Source organism: Megasphaera cerevisiae DSM 20462 (assembly GCF_001045675.1).
Classification (GTDB): domain Bacteria; phylum Bacillota; class Negativicutes; order Veillonellales; family Megasphaeraceae; genus Megasphaera; species Megasphaera cerevisiae.
In genome coordinates this window covers 1-12,369 of the sequence record NZ_LEKT01000019.1, presented here as the reverse complement: position 1 = coordinate 12,369, position 12,369 = coordinate 1, and the positions used below count along the sequence as shown (strand labels likewise).

Here is a 12,369-nt window from a genome sequence, read left to right as displayed (position 1 = left end):
CTACCAAAATGATAATGCGATGGCATGGTCGAACATGAGTAAATGATATATATCAATTTGGCATCATACTTTTTTCTCATGGCATACCCTATGATGTATGATATAAAATCATATATTCACCATATAGTATCGTTTGGTCATATATGATTAAACGTTTTATTTAAATGAACATTTTGTAATGACTTTGCAAGTCATAGTTGACAAGGATTATCTTGAATTTCTCAGTATACTGCTATATAGTGTATGAGGATATAGGATACACCTATTAAAAAAAAGGCATTATTCTTAACTATTTCAGAGCATTTTCTAATAGGGTATACTAATTCAGATAAAAGGAGGTTTTATTGTATGAACGGTTTGTATTTAGTTATTATTTCTGCTTTAGTATTCGTGCTGGCATACCGTTTTTATGGTGCATTTATTGCGGCCAAGGTATTAACGATCAACCAGTACAAGGTAACTCCGGCGTTTCGCTTTGAAGACGGTCACGACTACGTTCCCACGAACAAGTATGTCGTTTTCGGCCATCATTTCGCAGCCATTGCCGGTGCTGGCCCGCTTGTCGGCCCGGTTATTGCGGCACAGTTCGGGTATCTGCCCGGTGCCTTGTGGATTTTGATCGGCGGGGTATTAGCCGGGGCTGTCCACGACATGGTCATTTTATTCTGTTCCATGCGGTATGACGGCAAGTCCATTGCCGAAATCGCCAAAGCGCAGATCGGTGACAAAGTAGGCTTAGCAACTTCCTTTGCCGTACTGTTCTTAAATATCCTTTGCATGGCCGGCATGGCGGTTGTTATTGCCAATGCGCTTCATGACAGCCCCTGGGGAGCTTTTACGATAGGAATGACAATCCCTATCGCTATTTTCATCGGCATTTATATGCAATTCCTTCGTCCCGGAAAAATCAAAGAAGGCACTATCATCGGTGTCGCTCTGACATTACTGGCTGTCGTTCTCGGACCTGTCGTTGCCGCATCTCCGACGCTGGCCCCTATTTTCACCATCAGCGCCACCGGCATTTCTATCGCACTTATCATTTATGGTTTTATTGCTGCGGCGCTTCCCGTATGGCTGCTTCTTGCTCCGCGTGATTACCTTTCCACGTACATGAAAATCGGCACCATCGGCGCCCTGGCTCTTGGCATTATTATTGTAGGCCCCATGATCCAGATGCCGGCTATGACGCAATTTTGCGCAGGCGGCGGCCCGGTTATTACCGGCCCGGTTATTCCGTACATTTTTATTACGATCGCCTGCGGCGCGATTTCCGGTTTCCACTGCATGATCAGTACCGGCACCACACCAAAAATGCTTATGAACGAACGTTCCATCCTGCCGGTCGGTTATGGCGCGATGCTGACAGAATCCTTCGTTGCTATGATGGCATTGATCGCAGCATGTTCACTCGTCCCTAACGACTATTTTGCAATCAACTCTTCCGCTGCTCATTTTCAAGCCTTAGGCATGCAGGTCGTCGATCTGCCGCAATTAAGCCAAATGGTCGGTGAAAATGTTGCCCATCGTCCCGGCGGTGCCGTTTCTTTGGCCGTCGGTATGGCTTTCATCTTCTCCAACATTCCGGGGCTTGATCACCTCATGAATTATTGGTATCATTTCTGCATCATGTTTGAAGCCTTGTTTATTATGACGATTATTGATGCCGGTACTCGTGTCGGCCGGTATATGCTGCAGGAACTGATCGGCCGTGTATGGCCCAAGTTCGGCGATCCCCATTGGACACCAGGCGCCATTATCGCCTCCGCTCTGATCTGCGCAGCATGGGGTTACATCGTCCTGCAGGGCAATTTGTCTACCATCTGGCCTATATTCGGGGTCTCTAACCAGCTGCTGGCTATTATTTCTCTGGCTATTTCCTCTGTCGTTATCTGCAGCATGGGGAAGGCTCGCTATGTATGGGTTACCGTTCTTCCCTGGGCATTCCTGACAGTCGTTATTTTCTGGGCAGACTTCCTCAATATGTTTACTATTTATCTGCCGCAGGGAGAATGGCTCATGTTCATCGTCTCTGCTATCATGGCGATCTTAGTTATCATCGTCTGCATCGGCGCAATCAAAAGATGTCTCGCATTATCCAAAACAGTTCCTCCCAGCTATTCTACTACGGAAAGTGTAGAAGCAGAAGAATTGAAGCATTTGGAAGAACTTGTAAAAACAGATCCGAAAGCACAACGTTTCAAAGAATTAACTATCTCCAGTCATTAAAAACTATATACGTATAAAGAAAAGCGGTCGCATTCCTGAGAATGCGACCGCTTTTCTTTATACGTAATTTTCATACTAGCCAACAGATCATTTATACATTTTCGGTATTTCGATATTACAGTAAAAATAAAAAAAATCTGTATGCAACATTATCTATGCTTTTATCTCATATTATATATAAAACAAAATGATTTATTTAGTCCTAAAACCATTCTTTTTATCATATTATGCATATAAGTTTTTATTAAATGAACAAATAATCATAAATTTTATGTCATACTCATTATATATAACTTGAATTTTTAAGTACATTGATATATAGTATAGATGTCAACACAGGGTATACCTGTCGGAAAACCCATTTCTTTATTCTCAACTATCTCAAAACGATAGGTATGGCTATATTCTCAAGAAGGAGGTTTTTTGTATGAATGGTTTGTATTTAGTTATTATTTCCGCATTAGTATTCGTACTGGCATACCGTTTCTATGGCGCGTTCATCGCCGCCAAGGTGCTAACGGTTAATCAGTACAAGGTAACTCCGGCATTTCGCTTCGAAGATGGCCACGACTACGTTCCCACGAACAAATATGTTGTTTTCGGCCACCATTTCGCAGCTATCGCGGGTGCTGGCCCGCTTGTCGGCCCGGTTATTGCGGCACAGTTCGGGTACCTGCCCGGTGCTTTATGGATTTTAATCGGCGGGGTATTGGCTGGTGCCGTCCACGACATGGTCATTTTATTCTGTTCCATGCGGTATGACGGCAAGTCCATTGCCGAAATCGCCAAGGCGCAGATCGGTGACAAAGTAGGCTTGGCTACATCCTTTGCGGTGCTGTTTCTGAATATCCTGGCTATGGCCGGTATGGCTGTCGTTATCGTCAATGCCCTCCACGACAGTCCCTGGGGTACATTCACTATCGGTATGACAATTCCTATCGCCATTTTCATCGGGATTTACATGCAGTACCTTCGCCCCGGAAAAATCAGAGAAGGCACGGTTATCGGCGTCGTCCTGACGCTTCTGGCAGTCATCCTCGGCCCGACGGTCTCCGCCTCGCCGGTACTGGCCCCTATTTTTACAATTAATGCGACAGGTATTTCTATTGCTCTTATTATTTATGGCTTTATCGCTGCAGCGCTCCCCGTATGGCTGCTCCTTGCACCGCGCGATTATCTGTCCACGTACATGAAAATCGGTACCATCGGCGCCTTGGCTCTCGGCATTATCATTGTAGGGCCTACCGTCCAAATGCCTGCCGTTACGCAGTTCGTATCCGGCGGCGGACCGGTTATCACGGGTCCGGTTCTTCCGTATATCTTTATTACTATCGCCTGCGGCGCTATTTCCGGATTCCATTGCATGATCAGTACCGGTACGACACCGAAGATGCTTATGAACGAACGTTCCATTCTCCCTGTAGGATACGGCGCTATGCTGACAGAATCCTTTGTCGGCATGATGGCATTGATCGCTGCCTGCTCTCTCGTTCCTAATGATTATTTTGCAATCAACTCCACCGCAGCCCATTTCCAGGCTTTGGGAATTCAGGTCGTCGATCTGCCGCAGCTGAACCAGATGGTCGGAGAAAATGTAGCCCATCGTCCCGGCGGCGCTGTTTCTCTGGCAGTCGGCATGGCCTTCATTTTCTCCAATATTCCAGGGCTCGATCACCTCATGAATTACTGGTACCATTTTTGCATCATGTTTGAAGCGTTATTCATCATGACAATCATTGATGCCGGCACTCGTGTAGGCCGGTATATGCTGCAGGAACTGATCGGCCGTGTATGGCCCAAGTTCGGCGATCCCCATTGGACACCAGGCGCCATTATCGCATCAGCTCTGATCTGCGGCGCATGGGGTTACATCGTCCTGCAGGGCAACTTGTCTACGATCTGGCCTATATTTGGGGTATCTAACCAGCTGCTGGCTATCATTACCCTGGCAATTTCCTCAGTCGTTATCTGCAGTATTGGCAAGGCCCGTTACCTTTGGGTTACTGTCATTCCCTGGGTCTTCCTGACTATCGTTATCTTCTGGGCAGACTACTTGAATATGTTTGAAATCTATCTGCCCAAGGGCGAATGGCTTCTCTTCGTTGTATCAGCTGTCATGGCTATTTTGGTCATTATCGTCAGTATCGGCGCTATCAAAAAGTGCCTCTATCTATCAAAGACGGTACCGCCCAGCTACGATACAACGGAAACCGTAGAAGCAGAAGAATTGAAACACCTGCAGGAACTTATCAAGACCGATCCGCAGGCCAAACGCTTCCACGACCTGACCATTGCGCATCATTAAAATAAGAATAATCAGTAGGAGGGAGTGCCTAGCTTCCCGTCTTCTCACACCACCGTGCATACTGTTCGGTACACGGCGGGTTCAATAGGTTACGTACACTGACTGGTATGTTGTGGCTATATCATAGAAGCCCCAGCGTACCAGTCTTTCTTTTGTTACCGCCATGTGTAATGACCTCGCTTGGAATATTCTCCAATAATCCCTGCGGTTGCAGGCCGCCTCCGCGGCGTGTCAGCTTTTTCCCAAAAGTATAATGTCATCTGCGCAGCGGACGCATGGAACATCTCTTCTGGCAAACATTTGTCGCGGTAGCTGTTGGCTAGTAAGAGGAACAGGCTGCCGCCCTGCGGCAACCCTTCCTCTATCTTTACGACAACACCGTTTTCCATAATGCCGCTTTTCAGATACCGTTTCACCCTCTGTATGACCCTCTCATCCGTAATTCATTCAAAAAGCTTCAAATTTAGACTTGACTTTTAATAGTTAGCATCCTATATACGGCATACACTCCGCTTTGATTGTATCTCATTCAGTATTTTTCGCACGTCGGGTATAGCCCCCGCAATCTGCGCAGTGTGGTATAATAAAAAAATACGCAAAGGAGATGCATATCATGTCATCAAAAACACCCTGCCGCGACTGTCCCCGGCAGTGCGGAGTCGTCCGCAGCCTTACCTATACGCCGTATCGCACAATGCCTGGATACTGTCACAGCCCCTTGCAGCCTGTCGCTGCCAGAGCGGCTCTCCACGAGTGGGAGGAGCCTTGCATCAGCGGCAAGCACGGTTCCGGCACCGTATTTTTTACAGGGTGTAATCTGCGCTGCTGCTTCTGCCAAAACAGCGTAATCAGCAGCGGTCACACCGGTATCCCCATTAGCCCAGCCCGTCTGCGTGAAATCTACTGTGAGCTGATCTGCCGCGGCGCACACAATATAAACCTGGTTACCCCGACGCCTTATATACAAGCTATACTGGAAAGCCTGCAGGAGCCGCTGCCAGTTCCCGTCATCTACAACTGCGGCGGATACGAAACGACAGAGACAATCGACAGACTGGCCGGCCATATTCAAATCTACCTGCCCGATCTTAAATACATGGATGCTGATCTGGCTCAAAAATACAGCGGCGCTGCCGATTATCCGGACATTGCCGCCCAGGCCATTCTGCGTATGTACGACCAAGTCGGCCCGTATGAGCTGGATGACGATAATATGCTGCAAAAGGGCGTCGTTATTCGCCATCTCATCCTTCCTGACTGTATCGAAAACACCAAACGCGTCATTGATTGGGCAGCAGACCATTTCACGGAGGGACAGGTATTATTCAGCCTCATGCGTCAATACGTCCCCTGCGGCAGCGCAGCCGACTATCCGGAAATCAATCGTACCCTGACGGATGCGGAATATGACAAAGCCGAGCAATACCTTTTCGACAGCGGCATCGAAGACGGCTTTGTCCAGGAAAAGGCCAGCGCCAGTACAGATTTTATTCCCAGTTTCCATGGCGAAGGCATACTGAAAGCATCTCAATAGCCACGAAAGAACGCTGTCCATCCGGCACACCTCCCGGACGAACAGCATTCTTTTGCGTTGCCCTTCTATTCCATATCAAATAACTTTCCCGGATTCAAAATACCGTTGGGATCAAAGGCCTTTTTGACAGCCTTCATGAGCTGTAACGCCACCGGATCCGTATACCGGGCCAGCCATTTTTTTCGTTTCTGGCCAATGCCATGCTCGCCGGAAATCCTGCCGCCCAGCGAATACACAATACGATATGCCGTATCTTCAAAAGCCTCGACCTTCTCCTGGCTTTCTTCCTCTGTAAAGCCGCGGCGCAAGACGTCAAGATGCAGATTGCCGTCGCCGGCGTGGCTGACGCCGCGGAAAGAAATATGCTGCGTCCTTCCAACCGCCTGCAGCTGATCCAGCAATTCTTTCAGCTGATCCGGAGGCACGACAAAATCCTCCATGGCGGCAACAGGGCACTCGGCGGCCGATGCCTCCGTAAAAACCTTGCGAACCTTCCACACCTTTGCCGCATCGGCGGCAAATACCTCCATGGCGCCGCACTGACGGCACACCTCATCTACGGCTATGCAGCCGTCATCCAGATCCGCCTCGCTTTTGCCATCCAGCTGTATGATCATGTAGTTCCCATTCTGATCAGCATAGGGCTGCTTTTCATCCAGATACTGCCCGACAACACGGATGACCTCATGATCCATAAACTCCAGGCACGTTACTTCGATACCCTCCTTCGGCAGCGCCGTAACCAGTGACAACGCCGTATCGACTGACGGAAATACCGCCAAAATATGGGCCGTATGCTGCGGCAGCGGCACCAGCCGGAGCGTCAGCTTCGTAATAATTCCCAAGGTTCCCTCCGAGCCGATAATGATCTTTTCCAGAGGATATCCTGTCGATACCTTTTTCAAACGACTGCCAAAGGTCGTGATTTCACCGGTTGGCGTCACAACCTCGATACTGTAAATCTGATCGCGCGTCGTCCCATACCTGACAGCCCGATTGCCGCCGGCATTCGTCGCCGCGTTGCCGCCGATACAGCAGCTGTCGCCGCTGCAAGGATCTCCGGCATACAGCAGACCTTGCTTTTCGGCCTCCTCCTGAAGCACCGCCGTCACCACGCCGGGCTCGACGACCATATATAAGCGCTCCGCATCGATTTCTACTATCCGGTTCATCCGTTCCGTACTGAGGATAATCCCACCAAATTCATTGACTACCGCGCCAAATTCCAATCCCGTCCCGGCACCGCGCGGCACGACAGGAATACGTTCCCTATTGGCCAGCCGCATAATCGCCGCGGTCTGCGCTGCATCAGCCGGCAGTACCACAGCCTCCGGCATATGGATATATTCCTTTCCCACTCCTTCATCGCATTCATACGGGATGCATTTATCACGATCCGTATACACATATTTCTCTCCCACAATCGCCTGCAGCGCTGTCAATACAGCGGGAGTCACCTGATGATATTTATTCAACGTTCTGTCCTCCTAAGCTCTATTCAGATACCTTTATTTTACAACATCTGACCGGGCTCGTAAAATCAATATTCCTGACAGCCTCAGGATCGTCAGATATACAAATCTCTGCCATACTATGCGGAGCATGCGCTACTTTACTGGCCAGAACAAGCGCCTCTTGAAAATGATTTTTGCTGCCTCCCCGCGGTTCAGACAAGGAACGCTCTGCATCCATCTACCGCTGGCAGCTGTAAGTTTACCGGTCGTTCCGTCTACCATGAAGTTTGCACCAGCTGCAGAAATTCCTTGCGTGACTTCCAATTCGTCTTTCAGAGTCGTCTTGCCGCTCACGGCTAACGTGCCTGCCGTTGCTACATTTCCCGTCGTTTCCGCTATCGTGAAGGTTCCACCAGCTGCGAAAATCCCTTTGGTGACTTCCAGTTCGTCGTTCAGAGTCGTCTTGCCGGTTACGCCTAACGTGCCTGCCGTTGCCACATTCCCTGTCGCTTTATCTACACTGAACTTCCCATCTGCTGCCGAGATGCCGCCTTCTTTCAATGTCAAGGTTTCTTTATTCAGCGTGACTTTGTCACCCAGTGTGACCGCAGCGTCATCGCTCGCTGCTTTCAGACCAGCTTTATCCAGCGTAACCTGCGTGCTGAGGGTAACTGTTGCATCATTGCTCTTTACGGCCAGGCCCTTGGCATCCAGCGCAGCATCTTTGACAGCTCCCTCTCCAATCAGGAACGCTCTATTTGCACGGACGCTGCCATTGACTGCATCCACCTTGACAGTACCGTTTGGTGCCGTATTGGATGTTCCAAACGTCGTAGTGCCGTTCGTTCCGTCTACAGTGAAGTTTCCACCAGCTGCGGAAATACCTTTCGTGACTTCCAGTTCATCGTTCAGTGCCGTCTTGCCGCTCACGGTGAGATCCTGATCGACAGTACTGCTTCCCTTGACATGAGAATTACCGCCTACAATTTGCTGCCCATCGACATAGCTGTCTCCCACAATATGAGAATAGCCATTGACTCGCTGATTACCACCAATCTGGCTGTCTCCGGCAACTTTTTCTTTGCCATATATATTCAGATTGCCGTACATATCTGTATCATGCAGCGTAGATGTTCCCCCCACGGCGAGACTGCCAGCAGTTCGTACATTACCAGTAGTTCCATCGACATGGAATTTATCGCCCGCCGCCGACAGGCCGCCCTCTGCAATAACACCTTTATCCGTATGAATATTGTCGCCCACGTTGAGCTTGCCGTCTACATCGACGGCTTTCAGATGGGTCTTTCCTGCTACTGTCAGATCGTTATTCAGCATGGTATTTCCCGTGATGGTCGTACCTTGTCCATCTACGGTTACAGTATTAGCACCATGAGCAATAAATACGTTCTGATCATTGACGGAAAGCTTGCTGTCTCCCTGGGTCACTTCCATGCCGCCATTGGGCTTCCAATAATTCTTATCCGATAGTTTGATGCCGTCTTTCGACAGTTCTACAGTCTGCCCGATGACCGCCGTATCAGCCGTCAGCTTACCGTTTACATCCGTATCTTTCAAATAGGATTTTCCGCCTACAGCCAAATCCTTATCCAAGGTAACATTCCCTGTTCCATGGAGCGTTCCCTGCACAAGCGTATTTTTTAACGATGTAGTACCGCCTACAGTCAGATTACTACCTATCGCCGCAGTACCGTCAATCGTACTGTTACCTTTGATGTGAGAGTTTTTAGCGACGTCCTGATCGCCGCCTATGGCACTATTGCCATCAACAATTTCATTGCCCTTTACCGCAAGGTTCTTATGTACTGTCGTTCCCTGCAGATCCGTATTGCCTTGGACCTCCAGATTTTGCTTGACTACAGCGCTGCCAGTAACATCTAATTGACCGCCGACGTTCCTATTTTTCAGGTTCGATGTGCCATTGATCGTCAGATCGCGATCCACGGTGACATTGCCGGTTACGCTCAGCGTACCGTCTGCCGTCGTATCTTTCAGGTTGGACTGGCCGGTGACCGTCAGATCTTTATCTACATTGGCATCGCCGGTTACACCAAGGGTGCCATCTACGATTGTATTTTTCAGATTGCTTGGGCCCTGGACCGTAAGACCTGCCCCCACAGTAGTACTGCCTGTAACATCGAGGTCTCCGTCTACATCTGTATCCTTCAAATTGCTTTGGCCATGGACTGTCAGGTTTTTATCTACGGTTGCACTGCCCGTCACGCCAAGAGTGCCATCTACGGTTGTATTTTTCAAATTAGATTGACCTTGAACGGTAAGGTCTTTGCCGACAGATACCGCTCCTTCTACCATACTATTTTTCCCTACATAGGAATTACCATCAACATATTGATTTCTGCCAATATGGCTGTCTCCGGCTACTGTTTCAGAGCCGTTAACCTTGAGATTACCGACAGTCGCTTTGCCGCCTACTGTCAGATCTTCTTCAATCTCACCCGTTTTAGCATGGAGTGTCCCTGTTGTAACACTGTCCGCATCAATCGTCGTCGTATGGGTACCGTCAGATATTGTCGTTTTTCCATTGTTATCGACATGAAGTCCCGTAGTATCATTGGTTCCGCCAACCCAGAGACCGTCTTTTGTCAGTGAATTATATGTTCCTTGTCCATTGGACACATAAAATCCATTTTCATTTACTGCCGATTGCTGTTCGGTGACCGGTTCGTCTATTTTCGCAGCCAGTGTCTCTGTCTTTTCCGTGCTTACGGTATTGGCCGCCGGTTGGCTTGTTTTTGGCAACTCTGCTAGCGCCGCAGGAGATTGTTTACCGCTTTTCAGTGCTATTTCCTGTAAAGCAAAAAGTGTCGCCGGATCTGTCGCAATCTGATTCTGTTGTTCGTTCTGCACCGTATCTGCCGGCACTGTCGTATCATCTGCAAGGACTAAAGCCCCCCCCCCCCCATGGACATAGCTAACATCACAGCTGCTGCAACGGCTGCTGTTTTGGTTTTACTGCCCGTATTGCTTGCTTTGGTATTAGCTTTCGCAAATTCCGAAGTCACTACATAACAATGCTTCACCTTACTGTAAATAACTTTGTAAATACGATTCATAATGATAGCTCCTCGTATAATATATTTGTAAGCAAGATTTCCGCCTCGCTTACGGTGTAAAATAATTTTTCATGGGAACATCCTGATGCTACAATTACTAATAGAGATTGGTGGCCAGGGAACGTCTTTTTCTCCTTGCGGCCTGTCTTACGGTGACTGCTCAAAAAGCTTGACGCCTGCCTTAGTTGTCACATACTGCTTACACAGATATTGCGTCCCCGGGCGAGAATGGATCCAGCAACGTTGATTCTCACGGGTGAATGCTCATTCGCGAGGATGCAGTCAGCCATTAAGATCAGGATAATCCCTGTTCACCCTTCTATCCTTAGCCGGAAAGGTGGTGTTTTGTTTGAAGAAGGCAGATCTTCTTTCTACTCTTTTTGTTGGGGTTGACATTGGCTCCCGCAGCCATGTTGTAGTACTCCTGGATTTTGAATCTCAGAAACCATTACAACGCTTCAAAGTAGCCAATAATCAGCCCGGCGCCGTGGAACTGGCCCAACGATTGGCGATCGCTCTCCCATCCCGTTCGGACCTTTCCAGATTAATTATCGCGTTGGAATCGACTTCCTTTTATGGAATCCACATTGCCAACTACTTATCCTCCTGTGACGTCCTGGCTCCGTTCCACACCTTCGTGTATTGTTTGAATCCGAAGGTCATCCGGAACTATAAAAAGTCCTTCATCGACCTGGGTAAGAACGATGCCATGGATGCCTTTGTCATCGCCGATTTCGCTCGTGCCAACCGGATTACAACTCAGCCCTGGCGCGGCAGTCAGTTCTTAGCTTTACAGCGCCTGACACGCCATCGGCTGCATTTAGCGAAAGCCATGACCCGTGAAAAGGCCTACATGCTTTCCAACATCTTCCTCAAGTTCAGCGAATTCTCTATGCTGGACCCGGATGAACAACCCTTTTCCCATAGCTTTGGGGCTACGGCCTCTTCGGTTCTTACCGACTTTCTCTCTACCGAAGAGATCATTGACATGCCGATGGAAGACCTCATCCACTACCTCTGTGAAAAGGGACATAATCGATTTCCAGTTCCCGAGGACACGGCCAGCTTGTTAAAGCAAGCGGCCCGGAATTCGTACCGGTTAGACAAATGCTTGTATGAGCCACTGACCGTTTCCATTGCCTCATCCTTCACCGTCATTGCTACTTATAAGGCAGAAATCAGGGCGGTAAATAAGGCTATTGAGAAAACACTCCGGGGCCTGGACCCCAATGCCTACCAATGCTTATTGTCTATCCCAGGGATAGGTCCCGTCATGGCGGCTGGCATCCTTTCGGAAATCGGCTATATTGGTGCATTTCACTCCCAAGAGGCATTAGCGAAATATGCCGGCCTCGTATGGCGTGAAAACCAATCATCCCGATTCACCGGGGAAGATACTCCCTTATCCAAGGCGGGAAATGCCTACCTGAGGTATTACCTTTTGGAAGCTACCAGCCATGTAAAGAACCATTGCAGCGAATTCGCTGCGTTTTACCAGAAGAAGTATGCTGAAGTGAAAACACATCAGCACAAACGGGCACTCGCGCTCACCGCTCGTAAGTTAGTCAGACTGATATTTGGATTGCTGGCCAAGCATCAGCTCTACTCTTCCAACAGAGTAGACCAAGCTTAATACGAAGCGAACATACTTTCTCTTTTTTTGAGATTGAGGGAAAGGTTTGTTAAGTGTACCCTTTTTTCTGGATTTCTTCTTCAAATCTTTCTTTTAAGGTCTTGACATATTACCAGATAGCTTTT

General features: G+C 48.6%; 9 protein-coding genes. 4 read left to right on the top strand and 5 right to left on the bottom strand.

Going from position 1 to position 12,369, the window contains the following annotated elements; translation table 11 throughout:
- The first annotated feature begins 348 nt into the window (after positions 1-348).
- Positions 349-2,226 (top strand): carbon starvation CstA family protein, encoded by a 1,878-nt coding sequence (locus AB840_RS07125; protein ID WP_048514149.1) that lies wholly within the window; start codon positions 349-351, stop codon positions 2,224-2,226.
- A gap of 427 nt (positions 2,227-2,653) precedes the next feature.
- A complete protein-coding gene (locus AB840_RS07120; RefSeq protein ID WP_048514148.1) occupies positions 2,654-4,531 on the top strand; it encodes a carbon starvation CstA family protein in 1,878 nt (625 codons plus the stop codon).
- A gap of 155 nt (positions 4,532-4,686) precedes the next feature.
- Here the strand turns inward: AB840_RS07120 and AB840_RS07115 are convergent, their stop codons facing one another.
- On the bottom strand, positions 4,687-4,947 hold the full coding sequence (locus AB840_RS07115) for a hypothetical protein (protein ID WP_048514147.1): 261 nt from the start codon (positions 4,945-4,947) through the stop codon (positions 4,687-4,689).
- A 197-nt stretch (positions 4,948-5,144) separates the two neighbouring features.
- Here AB840_RS07115 and AB840_RS07110 point away from each other — a divergent pair, with 197 nt between their 5' ends.
- Entirely contained in the window at positions 5,145-6,065 is a 921-nt protein-coding gene (locus tag AB840_RS07110) for a Fe-S protein (RefSeq protein WP_048514146.1), read from the top strand.
- A 65-nt stretch (positions 6,066-6,130) separates the two neighbouring features.
- Here AB840_RS07110 and AB840_RS07105 read toward each other — a convergent pair whose 3' ends face one another.
- From AB840_RS07105 to AB840_RS16445, 4 genes are read right to left on the bottom strand one after another with little or no spacing between them, the layout of a single operon-like run.
- A complete protein-coding gene (locus AB840_RS07105) occupies positions 6,131-7,540 on the bottom strand; it encodes an FAD-binding oxidoreductase (protein ID WP_048514145.1) in 1,410 nt (469 codons plus the stop codon).
- Positions 7,541-7,559: 19 nt separating this feature from the next.
- Positions 7,560-7,757 carry a 6-carboxyhexanoate--CoA ligase gene (locus AB840_RS16030; protein ID WP_078791700.1) on the bottom strand — a complete coding sequence of 66 codons (198 nt, stop codon included), beginning with the start codon at positions 7,755-7,757 and terminating at the stop codon, positions 7,560-7,562.
- Complete coding sequence (locus AB840_RS07100) at positions 7,673-10,420, bottom strand: beta strand repeat-containing protein (protein WP_048514144.1); 2,748 nt, start codon at positions 10,418-10,420, stop codon at positions 7,673-7,675. The genes AB840_RS16030 and AB840_RS07100 overlap by 85 nt, the downstream gene beginning before the upstream one ends.
- Positions 10,421-10,440: 20 nt before the next feature.
- A complete protein-coding gene (locus tag AB840_RS16445) occupies positions 10,441-10,611 on the bottom strand; it encodes an ESPR domain-containing protein (RefSeq protein ID WP_078791699.1) in 171 nt (56 codons plus the stop codon).
- A 349-nt stretch (positions 10,612-10,960) separates the two neighbouring features.
- On the opposite strand from AB840_RS16445, the gene AB840_RS07095 reads away from it, so the two are divergent.
- Positions 10,961-12,244, top strand: a complete 1,284-nt coding sequence (locus AB840_RS07095) for an IS110 family RNA-guided transposase (protein ID WP_048514143.1) — start codon at positions 10,961-10,963, stop codon at positions 12,242-12,244.
- Positions 12,245-12,369: the final 125 nt, after the last annotated feature.